General features: G+C 64.0%; 25 protein-coding genes. 17 read left to right on the plus strand and 8 right to left on the minus strand.

Annotated features, from left to right (window positions below):
* Positions 1-32 precede the first annotated feature (32 nt).
* Genes CIK75_RS11730 through purU form a run of 4 tightly spaced genes read right to left on the minus strand, consistent with a single transcriptional unit; the run spans position 33 to position 4,110 of the window.
* Positions 33-1,523: a glutamate--cysteine ligase gene (locus tag CIK75_RS11730; protein ID WP_342744383.1), complete on the minus strand. Its 1,491-nt coding sequence runs from the start codon at positions 1,521-1,523 to the stop codon at positions 33-35.
* 54 nt (positions 1,524-1,577) lie between these two features.
* Positions 1,578-2,651: a Gfo/Idh/MocA family oxidoreductase gene (locus CIK75_RS11735; protein WP_096224347.1), complete on the minus strand. Its 1,074-nt coding sequence runs from the start codon at positions 2,649-2,651 to the stop codon at positions 1,578-1,580.
* Positions 2,652-2,705: 54 nt separating this feature from the next.
* A complete protein-coding gene (locus tag CIK75_RS11740; RefSeq protein ID WP_086999420.1) occupies positions 2,706-3,227 on the minus strand; it encodes a gamma carbonic anhydrase family protein in 522 nt (173 codons plus the stop codon).
* A gap of 34 nt (positions 3,228-3,261) precedes the next feature.
* A complete protein-coding gene (gene purU / locus CIK75_RS11745; protein WP_086999422.1) occupies positions 3,262-4,110 on the minus strand; it encodes a formyltetrahydrofolate deformylase in 849 nt (282 codons plus the stop codon).
* A gap of 91 nt (positions 4,111-4,201) precedes the next feature.
* Between purU and CIK75_RS11750 the strand changes: the two genes are divergently transcribed.
* The 15 genes from CIK75_RS11750 to CIK75_RS11820 all read left to right on the plus strand — a co-directional run bounded on the left by CIK75_RS11750 (position 4,202) and on the right by CIK75_RS11820 (position 19,232).
* Positions 4,202-6,085 carry a heavy metal translocating P-type ATPase gene (locus CIK75_RS11750; RefSeq protein ID WP_096224348.1) on the plus strand — a complete coding sequence of 628 codons (1,884 nt, stop codon included), beginning with the start codon at positions 4,202-4,204 and terminating at the stop codon, positions 6,083-6,085.
* A gap of 158 nt (positions 6,086-6,243) precedes the next feature.
* A complete protein-coding gene (glyA, locus tag CIK75_RS11755) occupies positions 6,244-7,533 on the plus strand; it encodes a serine hydroxymethyltransferase (protein WP_096224439.1) in 1,290 nt (429 codons plus the stop codon).
* 2 nt (positions 7,534-7,535) lie between these two features.
* The gene (locus CIK75_RS11760; RefSeq protein WP_086999999.1) at positions 7,536-8,420 is read left to right on the plus strand and encodes a bifunctional methylenetetrahydrofolate dehydrogenase/methenyltetrahydrofolate cyclohydrolase; all 885 of its coding nucleotides are present in this window, start codon (positions 7,536-7,538) and stop codon (positions 8,418-8,420) included.
* A 187-nt stretch (positions 8,421-8,607) separates the two neighbouring features.
* Entirely contained in the window at positions 8,608-9,435 is an 828-nt protein-coding gene (locus tag CIK75_RS11765) for a hypothetical protein (RefSeq protein ID WP_096224349.1), read from the plus strand.
* Positions 9,436-9,752: 317 nt separating this feature from the next.
* Positions 9,753-10,748 (plus strand): acyl-CoA desaturase, encoded by a 996-nt coding sequence (locus tag CIK75_RS11770; RefSeq protein WP_241895438.1) that lies wholly within the window; start codon positions 9,753-9,755, stop codon positions 10,746-10,748.
* A gap of 59 nt (positions 10,749-10,807) precedes the next feature.
* Positions 10,808-11,749, plus strand: a complete 942-nt coding sequence (locus tag CIK75_RS11775) for an ATP-binding cassette domain-containing protein (RefSeq protein WP_086999429.1) — start codon at positions 10,808-10,810, stop codon at positions 11,747-11,749.
* A 40-nt stretch (positions 11,750-11,789) separates the two neighbouring features.
* Positions 11,790-12,626 (plus strand): ABC transporter permease, encoded by an 837-nt coding sequence (locus CIK75_RS11780; protein WP_241895439.1) that lies wholly within the window; start codon positions 11,790-11,792, stop codon positions 12,624-12,626.
* Position 12,627: 1 nt separating this feature from the next.
* Positions 12,628-13,458 (plus strand): ABC transporter permease, encoded by an 831-nt coding sequence (locus tag CIK75_RS11785; RefSeq protein ID WP_086999431.1) that lies wholly within the window; start codon positions 12,628-12,630, stop codon positions 13,456-13,458.
* A 60-nt stretch (positions 13,459-13,518) separates the two neighbouring features.
* Positions 13,519-13,878 carry a VOC family protein gene (locus tag CIK75_RS11790; RefSeq protein WP_086999433.1) on the plus strand — a complete coding sequence of 120 codons (360 nt, stop codon included), beginning with the start codon at positions 13,519-13,521 and terminating at the stop codon, positions 13,876-13,878.
* Complete coding sequence (locus CIK75_RS11795) at positions 13,875-14,939, plus strand: NAD-dependent epimerase/dehydratase family protein (protein ID WP_143269272.1); 1,065 nt, start codon at positions 13,875-13,877, stop codon at positions 14,937-14,939. The genes CIK75_RS11790 and CIK75_RS11795 overlap by 4 nt, the downstream gene beginning before the upstream one ends.
* Positions 14,940-15,019: 80 nt before the next feature.
* Positions 15,020-15,541: a hypothetical protein gene (locus tag CIK75_RS11800; RefSeq protein WP_086999435.1), complete on the plus strand. Its 522-nt coding sequence runs from the start codon at positions 15,020-15,022 to the stop codon at positions 15,539-15,541.
* 15 nt (positions 15,542-15,556) lie between these two features.
* The gene (locus CIK75_RS11805) at positions 15,557-16,402 is read left to right on the plus strand and encodes an exodeoxyribonuclease III (protein ID WP_086999437.1); all 846 of its coding nucleotides are present in this window, start codon (positions 15,557-15,559) and stop codon (positions 16,400-16,402) included.
* Positions 16,403-16,414: 12 nt separating this feature from the next.
* Complete coding sequence (trpS, locus tag CIK75_RS11810) at positions 16,415-17,494, plus strand: tryptophan--tRNA ligase (RefSeq protein ID WP_086999439.1); 1,080 nt, start codon at positions 16,415-16,417, stop codon at positions 17,492-17,494.
* Positions 17,495-17,497: 3 nt separating this feature from the next.
* Positions 17,498-18,085, plus strand: a complete 588-nt coding sequence (locus CIK75_RS11815) for a 2'-5' RNA ligase family protein (protein WP_086999441.1) — start codon at positions 17,498-17,500, stop codon at positions 18,083-18,085.
* Positions 18,051-19,232, plus strand: a complete 1,182-nt coding sequence (locus tag CIK75_RS11820; RefSeq protein ID WP_086999442.1) for a YihY/virulence factor BrkB family protein — start codon at positions 18,051-18,053, stop codon at positions 19,230-19,232. Before CIK75_RS11815 ends, CIK75_RS11820 begins: the two co-directional genes overlap by 35 nt.
* A 59-nt stretch (positions 19,233-19,291) precedes the next feature.
* Here the strand turns inward: CIK75_RS11820 and CIK75_RS11825 are convergent, their stop codons facing one another.
* The 4 genes from CIK75_RS11825 to sdhC are packed head-to-tail and all read right to left on the minus strand — an operon-like array spanning position 19,292 to position 22,746.
* Positions 19,292-20,074, minus strand: coding sequence for a succinate dehydrogenase iron-sulfur subunit (locus tag CIK75_RS11825; RefSeq protein ID WP_086999444.1), 783 nt, complete (start codon positions 20,072-20,074; stop codon positions 19,292-19,294).
* The gene (gene sdhA, locus CIK75_RS11830; RefSeq protein WP_086999446.1) at positions 20,074-21,861 is read right to left on the minus strand and encodes a succinate dehydrogenase flavoprotein subunit; all 1,788 of its coding nucleotides are present in this window, start codon (positions 21,859-21,861) and stop codon (positions 20,074-20,076) included. Before sdhA ends, CIK75_RS11825 begins: the two co-directional genes overlap by 1 nt.
* A 51-nt stretch (positions 21,862-21,912) precedes the next feature.
* A complete protein-coding gene (locus CIK75_RS11835) occupies positions 21,913-22,362 on the minus strand; it encodes a succinate dehydrogenase hydrophobic membrane anchor subunit (protein ID WP_086999448.1) in 450 nt (149 codons plus the stop codon).
* A 3-nt stretch (positions 22,363-22,365) separates the two neighbouring features.
* Positions 22,366-22,746, minus strand: a complete 381-nt coding sequence (sdhC, locus tag CIK75_RS11840) for a succinate dehydrogenase, cytochrome b556 subunit (protein WP_086999449.1) — start codon at positions 22,744-22,746, stop codon at positions 22,366-22,368.
* A 263-nt stretch (positions 22,747-23,009) separates the two neighbouring features.
* On the opposite strand from sdhC, the gene CIK75_RS11845 reads away from it, so the two are divergent.
* Both CIK75_RS11845 and CIK75_RS11850 read left to right on the plus strand, forming a co-directional pair.
* Positions 23,010-24,122, plus strand: a complete 1,113-nt coding sequence (locus CIK75_RS11845) for a mannose-1-phosphate guanylyltransferase (RefSeq protein ID WP_086999451.1) — start codon at positions 23,010-23,012, stop codon at positions 24,120-24,122.
* Positions 24,123-24,207: 85 nt separating this feature from the next.
* Complete coding sequence (locus tag CIK75_RS11850) at positions 24,208-25,416, plus strand: amidohydrolase (RefSeq protein WP_241895420.1); 1,209 nt, start codon at positions 24,208-24,210, stop codon at positions 25,414-25,416.
* Positions 25,417-25,422: the final 6 nt, after the last annotated feature.

The following is a 25,422-nucleotide window of genomic DNA, read 5'->3' on the forward strand; positions in this document are numbered from 1 at the left end:
GGTTACGTCAAGAAGGGTGGGGCTACCCTTCCTTAAGGCAACGGCCATTCATGGACCGGACCCGAATGATGCATATGGTCCCAATACAGGCGGGTCATCTCCACCAGGGCATGGCGACGATCCAGTCCGCGCTCTTCGAGTCGTTCGAGGCTCTGTATCTGCCACAGTGCGCCGTTCTGCTCGGTACGGGCGCGTTCACGCAGCACGTCGAGATAGCGGGCCGCCACGGCATCCTCGACACCCAGATCTGCCAAGCCCTCGGCGGCCAGCGGGATGAGGTGGCGCACGATGAGTTCGGATACCGGGATCTCCCCGACCCCGGGCCAGTAGACGGTGGCATGGAGCCCATCGCGGGCGCAGGCCAGGAAGTTTTCCGTTGCCGTGCCAAAGGCCATCCGGGACCATAACGGGCGTTGGGAGGTGCGCAGTCGGCGCACCAACCCGAAGAAGAACGCGGCATTGGCCACCGTGTCCAGGACGGAAGGGCCTGCCGGGAGCAACCGATTTTCCAACCTGAGGTTAGGGATCTCGACACCCGGGTCGTAGATGGGGCGGTTCCAGCGGTAAACGGTCCCATTATGCAGTCTGAGCTCGTGCAGATAGGGGGCCCCGGCCTTCGTCTTTTGGGGACGGCGTCCAGCAAGTTCGGGCAGCAGCGCCGGAAAATAGCGCACATTTTCCTCGAAGAGGTCGAAGATCGAGGTGATCCACCGATCGCCGAACCAGACGCGGGGCCGGACGCCCTGGGCCCGCATTTCCGGGGCCCGGGTGTCGATCGACTGCTTGAATAATTCGATACGGGTCTCATGCCACAACACCCGTTCCAGGAACACCGGGGAGTTGGCGGCCAGGGCGATCTGCGGTCCGGCAATAATCTGGGCGGCATTCCACGCCGGAGCGAATTCGGCTGGGCTCAATTGGACATGCAATTGGACCGAGGTGCAGGCGGCCTCCGGGGCGATCGTGGGGGCATAGAACCTGAGGCGTTCTTGGCCGGAGATGTCAATCAGGACATCCTCACCACGGGCCTGCAGCACCGAGGTGTTCAGGGCGGCGTACCGTTTGCCGGTACTCATCCAGTCGGGGTCCTGCAACTGCTCCGGACGCAGGGTGGGCAGGATGCCGGTCATCAACAAATCTGCCCCGACCTCGTCGGCCCTCGCGTCGGCATGGTTGAGCTGGGCTCGGAGGCCTTCCTCCAGTTCGCGGAGTCCACGTCCGGACACATCCAAGGCCGGATGGTTCAGTTCGATGTTGAAGGCACCGATCTCGGTTTGGAAGGCCTCGTCGGCAATCGATTCCAACACCTGCGTGTTGCGCATGGCCGGGGTGAAATCCTCGTTGGCGAGGTTCAGTTCCAGTTCGACGCCGATGGTCCCCGAGGCGGCAAAATGCCCGTTCGAGAGGAAGTCCTCGAAGGTCTCGAGGTTTTCGTTCAGGCGTTCACGGTACCGGGTTCGTTGCGCCCGGGTGAAGGTCTTCTTCCTGACTTCTGCTCCCATGGCCTGAGCGTACTGGGGCATTGGTCATCTGTATACGGATGCATGCCTGCCCGCACGGACCCACTGCTGGTTGGCCTAGCGTCCACGGTCGTTGAGGTAGCTGACCCCCAGCTGGTTGCGCACCCCGTCGAAGAGGCGCAGGGTGTCCACCGAATCCGCCCAGCACATCGTCGGGCTCTCGGTCAGCCCCTGCTGGATGCAACGCGTGGCCTCACGGAGTTCATAGACGTAGTTGCGGCCCACCGTTTCGAAAGTCTCGGTCCGTGGCTCCGCGTCGAGGGGGTGGACCTCGAAAGAGGCTGGGTTGTTCAGCGGGCCGGCAATGCGCAGGAAACCCGTGCTGCCCGAGATGACCGCCTCGCGGGGACCGGCGCCGTTCAACGAACAGAGCAGTTGGGCCTGGGCGCCCGAACCATAGGTGAGGGTCAGCGACTCCTGGGTGTCCACCCCGTCGTCGTTCAGCGTCCCCACCGCCTGGACCGACTGGGGGAAGCCCAGGGCTCCGAGCGCCCAGGTCAGCGGATAGACCGCCAGATCCAGCAGCGCACCGCCACCTGCTTCCGGGTCGAACAGGCGCCATGTCTTGTCGTAGTTCGCCGGGAAGCCGAGGTCGGCGCGGATCCAGGCGATGTCTCCGATCTCGCCGGCGTCGATGAGGTCCAGGGCCCGGTGGACGGACGGCAGGAAGCGGGTCCACACAGCTTCCATCAGGAACAGGCCGCGGGTCCTGGCCAACGCCACCAACTCGGCGGCCTCCGAGGCGTTGATGGTCAGCGCCTTCTCGCACAGCACATGCTTGCCGGCCCGCAAGGCGTCCCGGGCGATGGCGAAGTGCTGGGCATGCGGGGTGGCGATATAGACGGCCTCAACGGCAGGGTCGGCGAACAGTCGTTCGTGGCCCGAGAGCCCGTCGTGGGGCCCATAGCCGTCCACGAAACCGTGCCGGGTGGCGAAAGCGGCAGCCTGGTCGCCATCACGGGAACTGACCGCCTGCAAGGTCGCGTCCTCCAGCAGGGCCAAATCGGCGACCACCGTCTCGGCGATCCGCCCCGTCGAGACCACCCCCCAGGAAATGGGGCGGCCCGTTGCCAGCAGCGGTGATCCGGCGTCGGGCTCTGCGCAGGGAGGGGTGGGGAAACGGTGGCTCATGCCACCAGCTTGGCATGATGCTCATGGCCCGGCAATCGGCTCATGCCACCAGCATCAGCCGGCGTTGGCAATACGGTGCTTCTCGGCCAGCACCAGGTAGTGCTCGGCGTTGGTGCGCAGCGAGTCGACCTCTTCGTCACTGAGTTCGCGGCGGACCTTGGCCGGAACTCCGGCCACCAAAGAACGCGGCGGAACGACGGTGCCCTCGAGCACCAGGGCGCCGGCAGCCACGAGGGACTGTTCACCGATGTGGGCGCCGTTCATGACGGTGGCACTCATGCCGACCAGACATCCGTTGTCGATCGTGCAGCCGTGGATGACGGCGGAGTGGCCGACGGAGACCCCGGTGCCCACCGTGGTGGGGAAACCCGTGTCGGCATGGACGACGACGTTGTCCTGCAGATTGGTGTCGTCTCCGATACGGATCGGCGCTGAATCCCCGCGCACCGAAACGCCGTAGAAGGCACTGGCGCGCTCGCCGAGGACCACGTCCCCGCTCAGTGTGGCCGTGGGGGCGGTGAAGGCCGTCGCGGAGACCTGGGGGGTGTTGGAATCAATCGTGATGATGTGTGTCATGGCCCGAGTCTACAAAGCCCGGGGCCGGCGCGCGCTAGTTGAAGACCACGGTTCGGCGCCCGTCGAGCAGGATCCGCCGTTGGGCGGCCCACTGCACGGCCTGCGTCAGCGTGCTTCCCTCGACGTTGCGTCCCATGGCAACGAATTGGCCGGGGGTCTGGGAATGGTTGACCCGGATGACCTGCTGTTCGATGATCGGCCCCTCGTCGAGGTCGGCGGTAACGAAGTGCGCCGTGGCCCCGATCATCTTCACGCCCCGGGCATGGGCCTGATGGTAGGGCCTGGCCCCCTTGAAGGAGGGCAGGAACGAATGGTGGATGTTGATCGCCCGTCCGGCCAACCCGCGGCACAGGTCATCGGAGAGGATCTGCATGTAACGGGCCAAAACCACCAATTCGATGTCGTGTTCGGCCACCAGCTCCAGCAACCGGGCTTCGGCCTCGGCCTTGGTGCCGGGGGTGACCGGCAGGTGGAGGAACCCCACCCCGTAGAACTCCGCCATCGGGGCCAGTTCCCGGTGGTTGGAGACGATGAGGGGGACCTCGATGGGCAGGGAGCCGGCGCGCTGCTGATACAGCAAGTCGTTCAAGGCGTGGCCCGCTGTAGAACACATGATCAGGGTGCGCAGCGGCTGGGCTTCGGGGTGGACGGAGAGTTCCATGGCGAAACGAGAGGCCACGGCGGCCAGGGGCGCCTTGACCTCGTCCAGCCCGGCACCGGTGGACACGGCAACGCGCATGAAGAAGGACCCCGATTCGGGGCTTTCGAATTGCTGGGATTCGGTGATGTTGCAGCCGGCCTCCAAGAGGGCGCCGGAAACGGCATGCACGATGCCCGGCTGGTCGGCGCAGGAGAGAGTCACGATGTATTGCTGGCTGGTCATCACCGAAGTTTATCGGTGCCCGATGACGCCAAGAAAACGTTGTCCCATCGACGTCATGGAACTCCCGAGGACAACAGGCTATGACTAGGGCATGGTGATTCTTCGTTTGTTGAGGCGGTACCCGCTAGCTGGGGCCACCATCGGGTTCGGATTGCTGACCGTCGGGCTGAACATCACAGGCCTCGATGGGCCGGCGCGCCTCGTCGCGTCCGTGTTCGCCCTGGTCGTGGCCGCAACGGTTTTCGTGGACATGGTCAAGGACCTGATGCGTGGACACTGGGGGATCGATGTGCTCGCCCTGACGGCGATCGTGGCCACCGTGAGCGTCGGTGAATACCACGCAGCACTGGTGATCTGCCTGATGTTGACCGGGGGAGAGGGGCTGGAGGACGCCGCCCAGCACCGCTCGCAACGCGAACTGACCGGTCTGCTGGACCGGGTACCGCGCACCGCCCAGCTACTGTCCCCCGACGGGACCGTCTCCGCTGTCCCCCTCGAGGACATCGCCGCCGGAGACGTGGTGCTGCTGCGCCCGTCCACCGTCGTTCCGGTGGACGGGACCCTGGTGGAGGGGGCCGCCGATTTCGACGAATCCGCGGTGACCGGCGAATCCCTGCCGGTGACCCGGGCAGCGGGTGAACCGGTGCCCTCGGGTGCCGTCAATGGCACGGTGGCGGTTGCACTGCGGGCCACCGCCACCGCCGCGGACTCGCAATACGCCCGGATCGTTGCCCTCGTCCAGGGGGCTGCGGAATCCCGGGCGCCCCTGGTACGTCTGGCCGACAGGTATGCGGTCCCCTTCACACTCTTTGCCTACCTGGTGGGCGGGCTGGCCTGGTGGCTTTCCGGAGATCCGGTGCGCTTCGCCGAGGTCCTGGTCGTGGCCACCCCCTGTCCGCTGTTGATCGCCGCCCCGGTGGCCCTGATGGGCGGGATGAGCCAGGCGGCGCGCCAGGGGGCGATCGTGAAGGACGGCGGCACCCTGGAACGCCTCGCCCGGGTGAAGACCGCTGCATTCGACAAGACCGGGACCCTGACCACCGGCACTCCGCGCCTGGTGCGCGTCGCCGTCGTACCGGATCTCGCATCGGGGCTCGACGCCGACCGGTTGCTGGAACTGGCGGCCTCGCTGGAGGCCTATTCCACCCACGCCTTCGCCCCGGCCATCACGCAGGCCGCCCGCCACCGGGGGATGGCCCTGCACCCGGTGCAGGACGCCACCGAAATGGCGACCGAAGGCATCAGCGGCACCGTCGCCGGACACCGGGTGCTGGTGGGAAAACCGCGGTGGATCGCCGAAAAGAGCACCGGATTCGCCCCCGGGGCCATCCACGCGGGAGAAGCTGGTGTCTATCTGGCCGTCGACGGCGTCCACGCCGGGATGCTCGTGATGAGCGACCCGTTGCGCCAGGAGGCAGCGCAGATGATGGTGCGGCTGGAACGGGCAGGAGTCACGGAGCGGGTCATGCTCACCGGCGACGTTGCCGCGACAGCGCAGGACGTGGCACGACGCGTGGGATTGACCGACGTTCGGGCCGAACTGCACCCGGGACAGAAAGTCGACCTTGTCGGGCAGCTACCGCACCGACCGGTGATGATGGTCGGCGACGGAATCAACGACGCCCCCGTCCTGGCTGCGGCCGACGTCGGGATCGCGATGGGTGTGAACGGGGCCACCGCTGCCTCCGAAAGCGCCGACGTCGTCATCATGATTGATGACGTCTCGGTCGCCGCCACGGCGGTGGAGATCGGCCAACGCACCGTGAAGGTGGCACTGCAATCCATTTGGATCGGGATCCTGCTCTCCGTGGGACTGATGCTTTATGCCGCCACCGGTGCCCTTCCTGCCTTATTCGGGGCCCTGGCGCAGGAGGTCGTGGACGTGTTGGCCATCGCCAACGCCCTGCGGGCGCTGGGTGGTCCGGCCACGTCACGGCGGGACCGGAAAACTGCGGAGGCAGACTCCATCCAGTAGCATGAAAGACGTCGTGACTGGCGCTGGTGGATGACCACAAGGGAGCGGCAACAGCAGGAACCAAACGGATCGCGCGCCTGGGCCCGGGGGTCTCCGCAGTGGCGTCTGTCGCCGGGGTGGCCCTTTCGCAGACCATTCCCGCAGCAGGAGAAGATTTCGTGAGCACACCACATCCCGTCACCAACCAACCGCTGTCCGAAGTGGACCCGGAGATCGCCGCGGTGCTGACCGCCGAGCTCGGCCGTCAACGCAACACCCTGGAAATGATCGCCTCGGAGAACTTCGCGCCCCGCGCGGTCCTTCAGGCGCAGGGCTCGGTGCTGACCAATAAATACGCCGAAGGCTACCCGGGCCGCCGCTACTACGGCGGCTGCGAACACGTCGACGTGGCCGAGAACCTGGCGCGGGACCGCGTCAAGACGCTGTTCGGCGCGAAATACGCCAATGTCCAGCCGCATTCGGGGGCGACGGCCAACGCCGCGGCACTGGCGGCCATGATCAACCCAGGGGACAAGATCCTGGGGCTCTCGCTGGCCCACGGAGGACACCTGACCCATGGGATGAAGCTGAATTTCTCCGGCAAGCTATACGCGGTCGCCGCCTATGAGGTCGAGCCCGAGACCTTCACCATCGATATGGACAAGCTGCGTGCTCAAGCCATTGCCGAGAAGCCCCAGGTGATCATCGCCGGCTGGTCCGCCTACCCGCGCCAGCTGGACTTCGCAGCCTTCCGCTCCATCGCCGATGAGGTCGGCGCGCTCCTTTGGGTCGATATGGCCCACTTCGCTGGACTCGTCGCCGCCGGCCTGCACCCGAACCCCGTGGAATACGCAGACGTCGTGACCTCCACGGTGCATAAGACCCTGGCCGGGCCGCGCTCGGGATTGATCCTGACCAACGATCTGGAACTGTATAAGAAGATCAACTCCAACGTCTTCCCCGGCCAACAGGGTGGACCCCTGATGCATGCCATCGCCGGCAAGGCAGTGGCCTTCAAGATCGCTGCGGGGGAGGAATTCCGCGAACGTCAGGAGCGCACCCTCGAAGGGGCCCGCCTGCTCGCCGAACGGCTCACGGCAGAGGACGTCACATCCGCAGGAATCTCGGTGCTGACCGGGGGAACCGACGTCCACCTGGTCCTCGTGGATCTGCGGGACTCCGCCTTGGACGGTAAACAGGCAGAGGACCTGCTGCACTCCATCGGGATCACCGTGAACCGCAACGCGGTTCCCTTCGACCCCCGGCCACCCATGACCACCTCGGGGCTGCGCATCGGTACCCCCGCGTTGGCCACCCGCGGCTTCGGGAAAGTCGAATTCACCGAGGTCGCAGACATCATTGCCACCGCACTCCGCGAGGGGGAAGCGGCCGAGACCGCCAGCCTGATCGCCCGGGTGGAAAAACTGGCAGCCGACTTCCCCCTCTACGCCGAACTGGAGCAGTGGTGACCATGACACAGCGTGCACAAATCCTGGATGGCAAAGCCACAGCAAAAACGATCAAGGCAGAACTCACCGAACGGGTTGCTGCCCTGAAGGAGCGGGGCATCACCCCGGGACTCGGAACCATTCTGGTGGGGGATGACCCGGGATCGACGTGGTATGTCGGCGGCAAGCATAAGGACTGTGCCGAGGTGGGGATTACTTCGATCCGCGTCGACCTTCCCGCAGACACGAGCCAGGAGGACCTGCTGGCCGCCGTCCACGACCTGAACGACAACCCCGAATGCACCGGATACATCGTCCAGCTGCCCCTTCCTGACCATATTGATCAGGATGTCGTTCTGGAAGCCATGGATCCGGCCAAGGACGCCGATGGCCTGCACCCGATGAACTTGGGACGGCTCGTGGCCAACGTGAACCGACCGATGATTTCGCCGTTGCCCTGCACTCCCAAGGGCTGCGTCGAGCTGCTGGCCCGGCACGGTATTGATCTGAACGGCAAAAATGTCCTCGTCGTGGGCCGTGGTGTGACCATCGGGCGACCGATTGGCCTCCTGTTGACCCGGCGCCAGGTCAACGCCACGGTCACTCTGGCCCACACGGGCACCACCGATCTTGCCGCGCACCTCTCCCGCGCCGACGTCGTCATCGCCGCAGCCGGGAAGGCACATATGATCAAGGCCGCCGATCTCAAACCCGGGGCCATCGTTCTTGATGTCGGTGTCAGCCGGGTCGATGACGGTCACGGCAAGGCAGTCGTCACCGGAGACGTGGAACCGGCAGCCTACGAGGTCGCTTCCTGGATCTCTCCGAATCCCGGGGGAGTGGGGCCGATGACCCGCGCCATGCTCCTCGATAATGTCGTGGATAGCGCCGAACGCCAGACCGACTGATTCCGAAACGAACGGGTACCCGGGAACCTGAGGGGGCCCGGGTACCTGTGCGTGGCTCAACGGGGCGCGTCCTGATAGTTCCGGCGCTGAAATTTCGGGGCAAACATGCTTTGATCACGCCGAGTGGGATGGTAGACATGCGGTGTAAGGTCCCGAAGTTTTCCACCCAGCCAAGGGGTTTGATCGTATGGATACCTCACAGATCGTTTGGATTGTTGTCGCCGTTGTCGTGGTGCTGATCATCATCGGCGTCATCGCTCGTGTGGCCGGCCGGAAGAAGGCCGAGCGTAACCGGGAAGAAGCCGGTCGGATTCGTGCCGAAGAGCAGGAAAGCCAACTGCAGGCACGTGAACGGGCGAACGCCGCACAGCGGACGAAGGCCGACGCGGATGCCGCAGAACTGAAGTCGAAGGAACGGGAAATCGAAGCCCAGCGGCTGCAGGCCGAGGCGAAGGACGCCGAGATTGCCGCCGAACGCAAGCGCATGGATGCCGATCAGCAGGCCGCAGCGGCGAACGAGCAGCAGCAGGCCTCCGAAGCGCGGTTGCGCCATGCCGACCGGCTGGATCCGGACGCCGCCAAGGACGTCCCACGGGATGCCGGCAATGGTGGCACGGGGCGCCGTGCCGATGCTGCCGTAGCCGGAGGACCGGCGGAGACCGGGCATCGTCGGGATCCTGTGGACCCGGTGGACTCCGAGCGTCGCGAAGATGCTGCTCCGGTGGCGGGTGCAGCGCGTGCCGAGGATGGAGGCGACGCCCATCACGGTCGGAACCGCCAGGAGCGTGTCGGGGATCCGGCGGAATCCGAGCGTCGGCAGGATGGGACTCCGGTGGTCGGCGACCCGCTGGCCACGGACCGTCCCGATGCCTATGGTGACGCCGCCGCGCAGCGAAAAGACCGCGGCGCAGGAGAGGACGACGATTTCCTGGACGATGTCGACGCTGCTGACCTCGACGCGAAGGACCGTGATCAGACGGGGCGTCACGGGGACGTCCCCAAGCATCGCGACTAGGGCTGAATAGCTCGGCCCTCCTCGCCCACCGCCCCGCCCCGCCGTTCAGGCGCGGCGGGGCGGCGTCGTTTGAGCCTGTTTCGTTGCGCCCGCTCAGCCGTTACACAGCCCACATGGGTATAGTGATGATTCAGGGATCATGAGGTTTTCAGTTCCTGCGGCCGAGAGGCCAGGAACTACACTCCGAAGGAGTGACCATGAGCGCTCAGACGCCCTCCATCCTGACCAAAGATTCGCCGGCGGTTGCCCCGAAACGGCGCAACGCCGGGGCCCGGAACTTCAGCCTGCTCAAGAATCGGGTTCTTGACGCGGGGCTGATGCGCCGGCGTCGAGGTTATTATCTCGGCGTCGTGATGCTGCTGTCGCTCCTGCTTGCCGCCGCAGTCACCGGGTTCACGTTGCTGGGGGACAGCTGGTTCCAGCTCTTCGTCGCCGCTGCCTTGGGAATCATCCTCACGCAGTTCGCTTTTCTGGCTCATGAGGCCTCCCACGGGCAGGTCCTGAAATCAGGTCCGGCCAATGACCGGGCCGGTCGGATCCTGGCCAATGCCGTCGTGGGCATGAGCTACGGCTGGTGGATGAATAAGCACACCCGTCACCACGCCAAGCCGAACACCATTGGCAAGGATCCTGACATCGAGCAGGACACCGTCTCGTTCCTTCCCGAGGACGCCGCGGCCCGCACCGGCTTCTTGGCCTGGCTGACCCGGCGGCAGGGATACCTGTTCTTCCCGCTTCTGACGATGGAGGGGTTCAACCTGCACTTCCACTCGTTCAGGTACCTCTTCTCGCGGCGGCCCGTGAAACAGCGCACCCGGGAGATTTCCATGGTCGCCCTGCGCCTGTCGATCTACCTGGCGGTCCTGTACATTTTCCTGCCCTGGGGAATTGCCAGCGCTTTCCTGGGCGTCCAGATGGCCGTCTTCGGCGTCTACATGGGTGCCTCATTCGCCCCGAACCACAAGGGCATGCCGCTCATCCCCAAGACCTCCACCATTGACTTCTTCAGCCGCCAGGTCCTGACCTCGCGCAATATCGTGGGACGGACGTCCTTCGGGACCCGCGTTCTCACCGCTGTTTACGGTGGCCTGAATTACCAGGTTGAACACCACCTGTTCCCCAGCATGCCGCGCCCGCACCTGCGCCAGGTCAGCGTCATGGTCCGCGAATACTGCCAGGAACTGAAGGTGCCCTACACGGTCGCTTCGGTCGGTGAATCCTACGGCCAGGTCGTGAAGTACCTGAACACGGTGGGGCTCAACGCCCGCGACCCGTTCGACTGCCCGATGGTGCAGGAATACCGCCCACACTAAGTAAAGATCATCTCGATGATTGGCTGGTGCCAATCACTCGTTCACAGTAGAGTGCGGTTGTGCCCCAGAACTCATCACGCCCTCCGGTGATCGTCGCCGACCAGCTGACCAAACGCTACGGTGACTTCACCGCTGTCGACGCGATTTCCTTCGAGGTCCCTGCCGGGGAGTCCTTCGGATTGCTGGGGCCCAATGGTGCCGGGAAATCCACCACCATGCGCATGATCGGCGGGGTGTCCCAGCGCAGCGGGGGGACCCTGAGCATCATGGGACTGGACCCGGAGCAGCAGGGGCCCGAGGTCAGGGCCCATTTGGGAGTCGTCCCGCAGGAGGACAACCTCGACCAGGAACTGAAGGTCAGAGACAACCTGATCATCTATGGGCGCTACTTCGGTCTGCCGCTGAGCTACCTGCGCCCCAAGGCCGACGAACTCCTGGACTTCGCCCAACTCACCGAGAAGGCCTCGGCCCGCGTCGATGACCTCTCAGGAGGCATGAAACGCCGGCTGACCATCGCCCGATCGCTCATCAACGATCCTCGCGTCCTGCTGTTGGACGAGCCAACGACCGGGCTGGACCCGCAGGCCCGCCATATCCTCTGGGACCGGCTGTTCCGGCTCAAGGAGCGTGGCGTCACGCTCATCCTCACCACCCACTACATGGACGAAGCCGAACAGCTCTGCGACCGGCTGATCGTGGTGGACCAGGGCCGGATCATGGCCGAGGGCTCCCCGTCGGCGCTCATCCGCGAATATTCCACCCGTGAAGTTCTAGAACTGCGTTTCGGCGCCGAGCGCAATGCCGGGGCAGCCGATGCCGTCGCGGGGATCGGGGAGCGGATCGAGGTCCTGCCCGATCGGTTGCTGATTTATGCCCACGACGGCGAAGCAGCGCTCGACGCCGTGTCAGCCCGGGGCCTGACCCCGCTGACCTCGCTGGTGCGCCGTTCATCATTGGAGGACGTGTTCCTCCGGCTGACCGGTCGGAGCCTCATTGAATAACCACGAAACGCCACCTGCGACCCGCGTCGGCCGCCGGGCGGTGTCGTTGTCGCCGCTGGTTCCGCATCCGCCGGCCACCAGCGCCCGCAAGGCGCGCAGCTTCGGCACCTGGTATGTCGCTGAGCAGTATCTGCGGGCGATGAAGGGCTACCTCGATATCGTCATCGCCTACTCCGTGGGCAACCCGCTGGTTTATCTGTTCGCCATGGGGGTCGGATTGGCCTCACTGGTTGATGCGAACTCCGGGGGAGCGGCCTTCGATGGTGCCAGCTACCTGCAGTTCATCGCCCCGGCACTGCTGGCTTCCGCGGCGATGATGACCGCATCGGGGGAGTTCACCTATGGGGTGATGTCCGGGTTCAAATGGTGGAAGACCTATTACGGGCCACTGGCGACCCCACTCACCCCGCAACAGATCTGCCAGGGGCATGCGTTGGCCGTGGCCATCCGCATTCTGGGCCAAAGCATCGTTTATCTGGTGATCGTGCTCTTCTTTGGTGCTGCCACCAGCGGATGGGCAGTCCTGTCGATCCTCACGGCCTCGCTGGCCGGTTTGGCCTTCGGGCTGCCGCTGATGGCGTATTCGGCCTCGGTCAAAGACGATAAGGGCCAATTCGCGCTCGTCGAGCGATTTATCGTCATGCCGCTCTTTTTGTTCTCCGGCACCTTGTTCCCGCTATCGACGCTGCCCTGGTTCCTGCAGTGGATCGGGTGGATCTCCCCGGTCTGGCATGCCACCGAAATCGGAAGGGTCCTCTCCTACGGGTATAGCGAACCACTTTGGCTCTCCATCGTGCACGTGCTTTACCTGCTGGCTCTGGTCTGCGGGGGACTGCTGCTCGCCCGTCGCGTCTACGCCCGACGATTGGACGGCTGATATGAGCCTGATCCGTGATGCCGACCTTGTCTTGATGCCCGACCGTCGCCCGTTCGCCGCACTCTATTCGCGCAATATCCGTGCCGTGATCGAACGCGGTCTCATGGCCACCAGGACCTCCAACGCAGCAATCATGATTTCCGGATTCGTTGAACCCGTGCTGTACCTGCTCTCGATGGGGATCGGACTCGGCGCCCTCATTGGTACCGTTCAGGGTCCCGCAGGCACCCCGATTAGTTACGCCGCCTACATTGCTCCGGCCCTGCTGACGGTGTCGGCGATGAACGGGGCGCTTTACGACTCAACCATCAATGTGTTCTTCAAGATGAACTACGGCAAGCTCTACCAGAACATGCTCTACACTTCGCTCGGGCCGCTGGACGTTGCCCTGGGTGAAATCTTCCTGGCCCTGCTCCGTGGATTCCTCTATGCCACCGGCTTCACGATCGTCATGGCTGCCATGGGCCTGATCACCACGTGGTGGGCCCTGCTGATGGTTCCGGCTTCGGTGCTGATCGCCTTCGGCTTCGCCTCGATCGGCATGGGGATCACCTCCTACATCCGCACGTTCCAACAGTTGGACTGGGTCACGTTCATCATGTTGCCGATGTTCTTGTTCTCGGCAACGTTCTACCCCTTGGACGTCTACCCGCAAGCCATTCAGTGGATGATTCAAATCTTGCCGCTCTGGCACGGCGTGGAGCTGCTGCGCCAGCTCTCGGTGGGAGCCTTCGGGATCATGACCGTGGTCCATGTCCTTTACTATGTCCTCATGATTGCCGGCGGAATGGCACTGACCACCAACCGCCTGAAGGCCTTGTTCCTGAAGTGAGATGGGTTTCAGGGGCGTCGTGCAGGTAGTCTAGTGCGGACCAGAACCCAAGGAGGCGCCGTGATCGGCAGTTGGCATGCGGTCGTCATCGACTGCGAAGACACGGAAATCATGGCAGATTTCTACGAGAAAGCTCTCGGCATGGTGCGAGTGCAGCACGACGACGACGGATGGATCACCATCGGGGATGCCCCCGACCGGCCCGCTATCGCCTTTCAGCGGGTGGAAAACTACCAGCCCCCCGAATGGCCGGGCCAGACCCACCCGCAGCAAGCCCACCTCGATATCCGCGTCGACGATTTGGACGTGGCCGAGGAGGCCGTGCTCAAACTCGGTGCCACGTCGATGAACACCGGCGGGCAGAACTACCGCGTCTACCTGGACCCCCAGCGCCACCCCTTCTGCCTCGTGTCCTGGTGACCCCGGCACCACAACAGGGCCAACGACGCCGTGCTGTCGTCCTCGGAGGTACCGGCCTGCTGGGACGGGCCACGGCCGCCCGCCTGGCTGCCGGCGGATGGCAGGTGGACGTCACCGGACGCAACCGGCACCACCTGCCGGCCGAACTCACCGACCTGGGAGTGCGGTTCCTCGCCGCTGATCGCTACGATGCGTCGGCCCTGGCAGCGGTCATCGGCCAGGGCGCCGACCTGATCGTGGACACGCTCAGCTACACCGCCGACCACGCGCGCAGCTTGCTCGCGCTGCGGCAGGACGTCGGACGCATGGTGATGCTCTCCAGCAAGGCCGTCTATGTCGACGCTGAGGGTCGCCATATGAATTCCGTCGAGCCACCGCACTTCGCCGGCCCGATCACCGAGCACCAGCCGACCTTGGCCCCCGGGAACATGCCGTTCGCCTCCGCCGAGGGGTACGGCCCCAATAAGGTGGCCGCCGAGCAGACCCTGCTGGACTCCGGTGCCGACGCCACGGTCATCCGTGCCTCAAAAGTCCACGGTGTCGGTGCCGCACCGCCCCGTGAATGGGCGTTCGTTCGCCGGATCCTTGACCACCGCCGAGTGCTGCTCCTGGCCGGACGGGGGGCCGGGGGTGACCATACGACGGCCGCAGCAAACACGGCTGCCCTGATCGAATGTGTCGCCGATACCCCCGCGGGCGCCCGGGTGCTCAACAGTGCCGACCCCGACGCGCCGAACGGCTTGGAGATCGCCCGTACCGTCGCCGCGCACTTCGGTCATGACTGGCAAGAGATCCTGCTGGACGAGGACGCCCCGCCGGGCCTGGGTGCCCACCCATGGGACGGCCGGCCCGCCATCATGCTGGACACCACCGCGTCCCGGGACCTGGGCTACACCCCGGTGGGAACCTATGCACAAACCGTCGCCGCCGAACTGGACTGGCTGGCAGGACTGCCGCGGGAGAGTTTCGATGACAACCCTCACTTCGGCAACTTTGCGCAGGACTACGCCGCCGAAGACCTGTATCTGGACCGGTTCCCCGGGCTCCTGAGACGCAGCTGAACCGTCGTCGGCGCCTTCGGTGCTGTTCGCCCACGGGAAACCTGTCCCGGACAGTGCCCCCGGTTTGGGATACTGGGGGTATGGAACCCATCGGCACGGACCGCCCCCGCTCGGAAAAGAAGATCACCCTTAAGGCCAGCACCCTGTCGCTGGCCGTCATGGTCACCGTCTTTTTAGTGGCGGTCGTCTTCGCCGCCAACCAAAACGATGTGATCGGTTGGATCGTCGCGGTGATCTCGCTGGGCTGGTTGCTCTTGGCAGCCTTCCTCGTTTTCGGCCTGCGCCGTGGCGCCCGCAAGGTCAGCAGCCAGTTGCAAAACGCCTCCGCCTCCATGGCAGCCCGCGCCCGCCAGCCGGAGGCCTCCGAAACCGTCGTGGTGGATGAGGGGTCGCGAACCCGTGACCTGAAACTGGAGCACTCGTTCAAAATCGTCCAGGTCCAAGCGGGAGTCATCAAGGAGCACCTGGATGCCAGCGGTGCCGAAGCCCGCGGCATGGTGGACCGGGCCGTGGAAACCATCGAAATCACCGCGCATAATGCACGCGAGATGATGAAGCCCGCAGGCGGAAGCGATCCACTCTCCGGAGAGGTCATCGACTAGGAATTCTTCGGTAAGCTGGATCAGGTGAGTACAGCAGAGGAACAAAACCAGGCCAAGAACCCGGGCGCCGTTCGCGTCGCCTCCGTCAATCTCAACGGCATCCGCGCCTCATACCGGCGCGGGATGGCTGATTGGCTGAAGGACCGGGACATCGACATCCTGACCATGCAGGAAGTGCGTGCACCGGACGAGATCGTGCGCGAACTGCTGGGGGATGACTGGCATATCCTGCACGCCGAGGCAGAAGCCAAGGGCCGCGCCGGGGTGGCCATCGCCTCACGGCAGGCCCCCCAGGCCACCCGCGAGCATATCGGCGAAGACTACTTCAAGACCTCCGGCCGCTGGGTCGAAGCCGACTTCGACATCAACGGGGAGCAAGTCACCGTCGTGAGCGCTTACGTTCACTCCGGGGAGGTCAACAGCCCCAAACAGGACGATAAATACCGTTTCCTTGAGGTGATGACCACCAAGCTGCCGGAACTGAAAGCGACGTCGAAGCATGTGCTGGTGACCGGCGACCTGAACGTCGGACACACCGAACGAGATATCAAGAACTGGAAGGGCAACGTCAAGAACTCTGGTTTCCTGCCGGAGGAGCGCGCCTACTTCGACCGCTTCTTCGGTGAAGAAATCGGGTTTAAGGATGTGGCCCGTGAACTGGCAGGCGACGTTGACGGCCCGTACACCTGGTGGTCCTACCGCGGGAAGGCCTTCGACAACGACACCGGTTGGCGTATCGACTACCAGATGGCGACCCCGGACCTTGCCGCACTGGCATCCAACGCCGTCGTCGACCGCGCGCCAACCTACGACACGCGCTTCTCCGACCATGCACCACTGGTCATCGACTACCAGTTCTAGGAAGACCTCACCATGACTGACAACGCTGTACCGGCCGACCGCCGACCGCGCGTCCTTTCGGGGATGCAACCCTCCGCCGACTCACTTCACCTCGGCAACTACCTCGGGGCACTCGTCAACTGGGTCAAGGCACTGGATGACTACGACGCCTTTTTCTTCGTCCCCGACATGCATGCGATCACCGTCGGACACGACCCGGCATCACTGCGTGAACGAACCCGGACCACCGCAGCCCAGTACATTGCCGGGGGCATCGATCAGGACGCGGCCACCTTGTTCGTCCAGTCCCACGTTCCCGAACACGCCCAACTGGCCTGGGTGCTCAACTGCATCACCGGGTTCGGCGAGGCCTCGCGGATGACCCAATTCAAGGACAAATCGGCCAAGGGTGGTCAGGATGCCGTCAGTGTTGGCCTGTTCACCTACCCGGTGCTCATGGCAGCGGATATTCTGCTCTACCAGCCGCACGCCATCCCGGTGGGTGACGACCAGCGCCAGCACGTGGAACTCGCCAGGGATCTGGCCCAGCGATTCAACCACCGCTTCGGGGAGACGTTCAGGGTTCCCGAAGCCATGATCCAGAAGGAAGGTGCCCGGATCTACGACCTGCAAGATCCGACGTCGAAGATGTCCAAGTCCGCGTCGAGCCCCAACGGTCTGATCAATATCCTTGATGACCCGAAGCTCATCACCAAGCGGATCAAATCAGCGGTCACCGATAATGACACCGTGATTGCCTTCGACCGGGCGGAAAAGCCGGGGGTATCCAACCTGCTGGAAATCCTTTCGACGATCACCGGCAAATCGGTGGACGGACTGGTCGAAGAGTACGACGGCAAAATGTATGGACACTTGAAGGTCGACGTGGCCGAGGCAGTCGTCTCCCGGGTCGAGCCGATCCGCCGCAAGACCCTGGAGCTGTTGGATGATTCGGCCGAACTGGATCGCCAGCTGGCCATCGGAGCGGCCCGGGCCCGCGAAGTCGCTTCCAACACCCTGGACGCTGTCTACTCGAACATCGGGTTCCTACCGGCGCGCGCGGAGACGCCGTTCGACGCCGCGGGAGCCGACGATGGTCAGAGCCTGCGATAAACGATGACCCTCCCTGAGTCGGGTACCGAGATCCCCGGGGCCACCGGCCCCGGGGAGGAGGGGGTCAGTGTGGGTATCGTCATCCCACTGCCCGAACCCTACCGCTCGGAGTTGAGGCAGCAACGGTTGTCCTTCGGGGACCCCGTAGCCCGCAGCATCCCGCCTCATATCACGCTGATCACCGGCGCCTGGGCCACCGACTGGATGGCAGCACTTGCCCATGTGCGGCGTGTCGCCGCGAACACGCAGCCCTTCCGCCTCAGACTCCGCGGGACCGCCACCTTCCGTCCCATCTCCCAGGTGGTCTTCCTAAAGGTCGCCGCCGGCTTCGAGGAATGCGTGTCGCTGAACCATGAACTGCAGTCCGGACCGCTGGAAACGCGCACCGAATTCCCCTTCCACCCACATCTGACCTTGGCCCACGACCTGACGGAAGAACAGATGGGGCGCGCGTTGACCGGCTTGGCAGACTACGATGTCACTTTCGCCGTGGATAGAATCGGGTTATTCGAATACGATGCCGGAGGCCTCTGGGCTCTGCAGGAGGAACTGACACTTGGCCAAGACGGCGCGCATCCCGATCCAGCGTAAGAAAGGCCGCCTTCCGGCCAGCGCCATCGTCTATAGCGACCCCGCCCGCTCCGAGACGGATCTCGGCACGCGCACCTCCCCGCTAGACCGGGCAGCCTTACATACCAACGCCATGCACCAGCGTGCTGCCCTGGGTCGTGCCCGCCGGGAAAAGGCCGGACTGCCCAAGATCGCCATCGCCGGTTTCGGTTCGCTCATGGCACGTCTGAATTCATGGAAACCCCTGCGCGTCTTCAGCCTCTACGGGCAGCGACATGGATCAGTCATGGCGGCAGGGGCCGCCTATAAGATGTTCTTCTCCATCGCAGCAATCCTGGTCGTCGGATTCTCTATCCTGGGCATCCTCGCCAGCGGAAATCAGCAACTTCAAGACCTTGTGGTTGAGGGCGTCGCCAAAACGACCCCCGGGCTGATCAATACCGGGGACGGGGGACTGGCAACTCCTCAACAGCTCTTCCACAGCCGGAGCTTCGGCTGGGCACTCGTGATTTCCACCGCCGTCTCCCTCCTGACCTCGCTCCGCTGGATCGCCGGCTTGCGAGAGGGCATGCGGGGGGTCTTCGGCCTGCTCAAAATGCAATCCAATATCGTGATGGCCAAGATCAAAGACCTGGGCGTGCTGCTTCTGCTGGGAATCAGCTTGATCCTCACGACGGGGCTGGGGGTCATCGCCAGCACGGCTCTCCACAGCATTATTGAATTCCTTGACCTGGAGTCCACCTTCTCGGTGATGCTCACCAGGGTGGCGAGTCTGGTGGTGATGCTCCTGCTGGATTCGGTGGTCGCGGTGATCCTCTTTCGGCTCGCATCGGGGATCACCATGCCCCGTGTGGCCTTGCTGGAATCCGCGTTCATCGCCGGGGCAGGATCCACGACCCTGCGCTACTTTTCTTCACTACTGCTCGGCAGCGCCAGCAGTAACCCGATCCTGGCGCCCTTCGCCGTGATCCTGGGGCTGTTTGTCTGGTTCTACCTGTTGAGCCAGATCTACCTTCTGGCAACCTCCTGGGGCGCGGTGACCACCGCCGATATCGTCGCCGCCGCACGACGGGGCAACCCGAAGGGCTTGCGGTCCCGATCCGCCCAGATGCGTGCCCCGGCGTCGACCGAGAGTGCACCGGTGAGCTGGCTGCAGGACAGGTCCTAGGCACGAAGAAGGCGTCTCCCNNGGGAGACGCCTTCTTCGTGCTTCGAGAGCGGTCGACTCTAGACCGAGCGGGCCAGAATGGCCTGCTTGACCTCGGAAATAGCCTTGGTGACCTGGATGCCACGGGGGCAGGCTTCGGTGCAGTTGAAGGTCGTACGGCAACGCCACACGCCTTCCTTGTCGTTGAGGATCTCGAGGCGCATATCGCCACCTTCGTCACGTGAGTCGAAGATGAAACGGTGTGCGTTCACGATCGCCGCCGGGCCGAAATACTGCCCATCGGTCCAGAAGACCGGGCACGAGGAGGTGCACGCAGCGCACAGGATGCACTTGGTGGTGTCGTCGTAGCGTTCGCGCTCTTCGGGGGACTGGTAGTGCTCAGCCGTCGGGGAATGTCCCTTGGTGATCATGAAGGGCATGATTTCACGGTAGGACTGGAAGAAGGGTTCCATGTCCACGATGAGGTCCTTCTCGACCGGCAGCCCCTTGATGGCCTCCACGGTGATGGGCTTCTCGGTGTCCAAGTCCTTCAACAGGGTCTTGCATGCCAGCCGGTTACGGCCGTTGATGCGCATGGCATCGGAGCCGCAGACGCCATGGGCGCAGGAACGGCGGAACGACAGCGAGCCGTCGATCTCCCATTTGACCTTATGCAGGGCGTCCAGCACACGGTCGGTGCCGAACATCGTCAACTGGAAATCCTCCCAGGTCACGTCTTCGGAGAATTCCGGTTGGTATCGGCGCACCCGCAGGGTGATGTCGAACTTCGGGATCTCCCCGCCGCCGCCGACACCGGGGGCCAGGTCGACCTTGGATGCTGGTTCGGGAATCTCGCTGCTCATTAGTACTTACGCTCCATCGGCTGGTAACGGGTGAAGATGACGGGCTTGGTGTCGAACCGGATGCCCTCGATGCCCTCCATCTGCGCGGTGTCGTCCTTGTAGACCATCGAGTGCTTCATGAAGTTCTCGTCGTCGCGGTCCGGGAAGTCCTCGCGGAAGTGGCCGCCACGGGATTCGTGACGGTGGAGTGCGGAAACGGACATGACCTCGGCCAAGTCCAGCAGGAAGCCCAGTTCCACGGCTTCGAGCAGATCCAGATTGAAGCGCTTGCCCTTGTCCTGGATGCTGATGTTTGCATAACGCTCACGGAAGCCCTTGACGTCGGCCAGGGCCTTCATGATGGTGTCCTTGGTGCGGAACACCTGCATGTTGGCGTCCATCGTGTCTTGGAGGTCCTTGCGGATGGCGGCGATCCGTTCGGTACCGGATGCCTGTCGGACCACGTCGAGCAGTGCCTCGGTGTCGGCGCCCGGGTTCTCCGGCAAGTCGACCCAATCGGCCGTCTTGGAGTATTCGGCGGCTGCGATACCCGCACGCTTGCCGAACACGTTGATGTCCAGCAGCGAGTTGGTGCCCAGGCGGTTTGAGCCGTGGACGGAGACACAGGCGACCTCACCGGCGGCGTAGAGGCCGGGGATGGTGAACTCGTTGTCCTGGAAGACTTCGCCCTTGATGTTGGTGGGGACCCCACCCATGACGTAGTGCGCGGTCGGGAAGACCGGCACCGGCTCCGTGTAGGGCTCCACACCGAGATAGGTACGGGCGAACTCGGTGATGTCCGGCAGCTTGGCATCGATATGTGCCGGCTCCAAGTGCGTCAGGTCCAGCAGGACGTAGTCCTTATTCGGCCCACAACCGCGGCCTTCACGAACCTCGTTGGCCATCGACCGGGCGACAATATCGCGCGGGGCCAGATCCTTGATGGTGGGTGCGTAGCGCTCCATGAACCGCTCGCCCTCGGAGTTGCGCAGGATGGCACCTTCACCGCGGGCGGCTTCGGAAAGGAGGATCCCCAACCCGGCCAGGCCGGTTGGGTGGAACTGCACGAACTCCATGTCCTCCAGCGGGATGCCCTTGCGGAAGGCGATGCCCATGCCGTCACCGGTCAGGGTGTGCGCGTTGGAGGTGGTCTTGAAGACCTTGCCGGCACCGCCGGTGGCGAAGATGACCGACTTGGCCTGGAAAACATGGATCTCGCCGGTGGCCAGGTCGTAGGAGACGACTCCGGCAACACGGGTCTGCAGGTAGGTGGTGCCATCCTCGCGGGTGGCTTCCTCCTGGACGGTGAGCAGGTCCAGGACGTAGTACTCGTTGTAGAACTCGACGTTGTGCTTCACGCAGTTCTGGTAGAGCGTCTGCAGGATCATGTGGCCGGTGCGGTCCGCCGCGTAGCAGGACCGGCGAACCGGGGCCTTGCCGTGATCGCGGGTGTGGCCCCCGAAGCGACGCTGGTCGATCTTGCCTTCGGGGGTGCGGTTGAACGGCAGACCCATCTTTTCCAGGTCCAGCACCGCCTCGATGGCTTCCTTGGCCATGACCTCGGCGGCATCCTGATCAACCAGATAGTCGCCACCCTTGACGGTGTCGAAGGTGTGCCACTCCCAGTTGTCTTCCTCGACGTTGGCCAGGGCGGCACACATGCCGCCCTGCGCGGCTCCCGTATGTGAACGGGTGGGGTAGAGCTTGGTCAACACAGCCGTATGGGCCTGCTGGCCGGATTCAATGGCAGCGCGCATGCCAGCGCCACCGGCGCCGACAATGACGACGTCGTACTTATGTACCTGCATACCGGATGTTCCCTCTTCTTTGAATCTTGGTTTCGGCGACGTGTGCCGGAACTACTGGCAGACCGCGAGCGTGGAGCCCGGGATGCACGGATCGAAGGTGAAGATCACCAGCGTGCCGAGAATGACGATGGCCGCCGAGCACAACACCAGGACCAGCTGGAGCCAGAACCGCGGACGGTTCTTTTCGACGTAGTCGTTGATGATGGTGCGAACGCCGTTGGTGCCGTGCAGCATGGCCAACCACAGCATGGTCAGGTCCCAGAACTGCCACAGCGGGTTGGCCCACTTGCCGGCGACAAAGCCGAAGTCGATGGCATGCACGCCGTCACCGACCAGCAGGTTAACGAAGAGGTGGCCGAAGATCAGGATGACCAGCAGGACGCCGGAGATACGCATGAAGAGCCACGCGAGCATCTCGAAGTTGCCGTTTTTGGACTTGCCACGCATGTACTTCGGATCAATCCGAGTCGAGCGCGGTGCAACGAATTCCGTGGGAGCCATGGCTTAGTAACCTCCGAAGGCGAGCGACAGGTGACGGATGGCGAAACCGATCATGACAACGACCCAGACGATCAGCACGCCCCAGAGCAGCTGACGGTGGTACTTGGGTCCGGACTTCCAGAAGTCAACCAGGACCAGACGCAGACCGTTGAAGGCGTGGAAGACGATCGCGGCGACGAGACCGAGCTCTCCGACGGCCATCAGCGGGTTCTTATACGTGCCGATCACGGCGTCGTAGGCGCCGGGGTCAACCCGGACCAGGGCCGTATCAAGCACGTGCACCAAAAGAAACAAGAAAATGACGACACCGGTGACCCGATGCCCTACCCAGGACCACATGCCTTCGTGGCCGCGGTAGAGGGTGCCTGACGATGTCTTCGACACTGAATTTACCTCCATGCATGCAAGGGCGTTCGTGTGGCGTGCACACAAAAGATTGGCGCCGGTGCGTAAGCGTTCCTAGCCTGATCCTAGACCACGGGGCCCGTCAGGCTTCGTCTCCACCCTACCTGTGTGGCGAGCCTCACGGCGACCGCCGTGACGAGGGGGAATACGCGGATTCACGCGGAAAATACGTGACATTTTCGTGTCCTAAATCGAGCCCGTCCTCCAGCGAAACGCTTCGGTGATCGCCTACTGTGGGATCCATGAATGAAGACCTCCTCGCGCGCTTCCACGGCGTCATCCCCGCCGGCGGCGTGGGAACGCGGTTGTGGCCGCTCTCCCGAGCGGCCGCCCCCAAGTTCCTGCACGACCTCACCGGATCGGGAACCACGTTGATCCGCGCGACCTATGAGCGGCTCGTTCCCCTGGCCGACCACCGCATCATGGTGGTCACCGGGCAGGCCCACCGCGAGGCCGTCCAATCGCAGTTGCCCGAATTGAGCGAAACGAACCTCGTGCTCGAATCCGAGCCGAAGGATTCCGCGGCGGCGATCGGCCTGGCGGCAGCCATCCTGCACCGCAGGAATCCGGACATCATCATGGGTTCCTTTGCCGCGGACCAGGTCATCGGGCCCGTCGAGGTCTTCCAGGAGGCGGTCCGCGAAGCCATCCTGACCGCGGCCACGGGAAAAATCGTCACCATCGGCATCAAGCCTGCTTCGCCGTCGACGGCTTTTGGCTACATCCGTGCCGGCGAAGCCCTCGCTGTTGAAGGGGCGCCCAGTGCGACGTCGGTGCTCGAATTCGTGGAGAAACCGGATGAGGAGGTGGCCCAGCGTTATGTCGCTAGCGGTGACTACCTGTGGAATGCCGGGATGTTCGTTGCCCCCGTGGCCCTGATGCTCGAGCACCTTGAACGCAACGAACCTGAACTGCACGCAGGGTTGATGGAGATCGCCGATGCCTGGGACACCGATGAGCGTGATGCCGTGAAAAAGCGTATTTGGCCGACCTTGCCGAAGATCGCGATCGATTATGCGGTGGCCGAACCGGCAGCTGAGCACGGCGACGTCGCGATGATCCCCGGCGAATTCACCTGGGATGACGTGGGCGACTTCGCGGCCATCGGCCGCTTGAACCCCGCCAGCGAGGCCACCAACCTCACCGTGCTGGGGGATGGGGCCCGGGTCTACGCCGACGATGCCTCCGGTGTCGTCGTCTCCGACACCAAACGGATGATCGCCCTGATCGGAATCAAGGACGTGGTCGTCGTCGACACCGGGGATGCCCTCCTGGTCACTACCAGCGACCACGCCCAGTCCGTGAAGAAGGCCGTTGAAGCCCTCAAGGCCTCGGGCGACCTCGACGTGCTCTAGCCAGGTCGGTGGCCGCCGGTAATGCGGGCGAAATGATGCGTTGCAAACTCGGTGGTTGCCCCGACTTCGTCGTAAGGTCGCTTCTGTGACTTACGATTCCTCAAGGCAGACGACCTACCCCGCGATCGGTCCCTGGGCCGAGCCGTTGCTGCCCCAACTGGTGGGCTTCCGCCGGGACCTGCATGCGAACCCCGAACTGTCCTTCGAGGAGACGCGGACGACGGCACGCATCCTGCAGGAACTCACGGATGCCGGACTGGAGCCGAAGGCCCTCGAGGGGACCGGGCTCTATGTGGACATCGGCGAGGGCGAAATTGCCCTGGGGCTACGTGCAGATATCGATGCCCTGCCGATCCTGGAAGAAACCGGGTTGGACTACGCCTCGAACCGCGAAGGCGTCTGCCATGCCTGCGGGCATGACATTCACACCACGGTCATGCTCGGAGTGGCCCTGACGCTGGCGCGCCTGCACGAAGCCGGCGAGCTGGGGGGAAGGATCCGGGTCATCTTCCAGCCGGCCGAGGAGACCATGCCCGGCGGGGCGCTATCGGTCATTGCCCAGGGAGTCCTCGAAGGGGTTCCGCGCATCCTGGCCCTGCATTGTGAACCTCGCGTCGACGCCGGAACGATCGGGACCCGCATCGGCGCGATCACCAGTGCCAGCGACACCATCAAGATCGAATTATCGGGCCGCGGCGGGCACACCTCACGGCCGCATCTGACCGAGGATCTGGTCTTCGCCCTCGCCGAGATCGCCGTCGGCGTCCCGGCGGTACTCAACCGGCGGATCGACGTGCGTAGCGCAGTGTCGGTGGTCTGGGGTCAAATCCATGCGGGCTCGGCCCCGAATGCCATTCCGGCGTCTGGCTATCTGGCCGGAACCATGCGCTGCCTGGACGGCGAGGCCTGGGAATCGGCGGGTGTCTTATTGGATGAGGTGGTCCGTCAGGTCGCCGTTCCCTACGGTGTCGACGTGAAGCTCGAACACACCCGGGGCGTCCCCCCGGTGGTTAACGCCGAAGCGGAAACGGATTTGATCGAGCGGGCGGCGCGCGCCGAGATCGGTTCGAAGTCCATCGTGCTCATCCCGCAATCCATGGGTGGGGAAGATTTTGCGTGGATGACCCACACCATTCCCGGAGCCATGATGCGTCTGGGGACGCGCACCCCGGGAGGGGAAACCTACGATCTGCACCGTGGCGACTACATTCCTGACGAGACGGCGATCGAAACCGGGATTCGGGTCATGGCCGCTGCCGCCCTGCGAGCCATTAATCCTGGACAAAGTGTCTGATCGTTC

This window comes from Glutamicibacter sp. BW78 (assembly GCF_002332245.1).
Classification (GTDB): domain Bacteria; phylum Actinomycetota; class Actinomycetes; order Actinomycetales; family Micrococcaceae; genus Arthrobacter_H; species Arthrobacter_H rhombi_A.

Excerpts from the sequence above, each read along its gene's own strand:
- CIK75_RS11815 (WP_086999441.1), top strand. The coding sequence starts at position 17,498 with ATGACCCTCCCTGAGTCGGGTACCGAGATCCCCGGGGCCACCGGCCCC.
- CIK75_RS11760 (WP_086999999.1), top strand. The coding sequence starts at position 7,536 with ATGACACAGCGTGCACAAATCCTGGATGGCAAAGCCACAGCAAAAACG.
- CIK75_RS11845 (WP_086999451.1), top strand. The coding sequence starts at position 23,010 with ATGAATGAAGACCTCCTCGCGCGCTTCCACGGCGTCATCCCCGCCGGC.
- purU (WP_086999422.1), bottom strand. The coding sequence starts at position 4,110 with ATGACCAGCCAGCAATACATCGTGACTCTCTCCTGCGCCGACCAGCCG.
- CIK75_RS11800 (WP_086999435.1), top strand. The coding sequence starts at position 15,020 with ATGGAACCCATCGGCACGGACCGCCCCCGCTCGGAAAAGAAGATCACC.
- sdhA (WP_086999446.1), bottom strand. The coding sequence starts at position 21,861 with ATGCAGGTACATAAGTACGACGTCGTCATTGTCGGCGCCGGTGGCGCT.
- CIK75_RS11735 (WP_096224347.1), bottom strand. The coding sequence starts at position 2,651 with ATGAGCCACCGTTTCCCCACCCCTCCCTGCGCAGAGCCCGACGCCGGA.
- CIK75_RS11740 (WP_086999420.1), bottom strand. The coding sequence starts at position 3,227 with ATGACACACATCATCACGATTGATTCCAACACCCCCCAGGTCTCCGCG.
- CIK75_RS11770 (WP_241895438.1), top strand. The coding sequence starts at position 9,753 with ATGCGCCGGCGTCGAGGTTATTATCTCGGCGTCGTGATGCTGCTGTCG.
- CIK75_RS11835 (WP_086999448.1), bottom strand. The coding sequence starts at position 22,362 with ATGGCTCCCACGGAATTCGTTGCACCGCGCTCGACTCGGATTGATCCG.
- trpS (WP_086999439.1), top strand. The coding sequence starts at position 16,415 with ATGACTGACAACGCTGTACCGGCCGACCGCCGACCGCGCGTCCTTTCG.
- CIK75_RS11765 (WP_096224349.1), top strand. The coding sequence starts at position 8,608 with ATGGATACCTCACAGATCGTTTGGATTGTTGTCGCCGTTGTCGTGGTG.
- CIK75_RS11730 (WP_342744383.1), bottom strand. The coding sequence starts at position 1,523 with ATGCCCCAGTACGCTCAGGCCATGGGAGCAGAAGTCAGGAAGAAGACC.
- CIK75_RS11750 (WP_096224348.1), top strand. The coding sequence starts at position 4,202 with ATGGTGATTCTTCGTTTGTTGAGGCGGTACCCGCTAGCTGGGGCCACC.
- CIK75_RS11785 (WP_086999431.1), top strand. The coding sequence starts at position 12,628 with ATGAGCCTGATCCGTGATGCCGACCTTGTCTTGATGCCCGACCGTCGC.
- CIK75_RS11825 (WP_086999444.1), bottom strand. The coding sequence starts at position 20,074 with ATGAGCAGCGAGATTCCCGAACCAGCATCCAAGGTCGACCTGGCCCCC.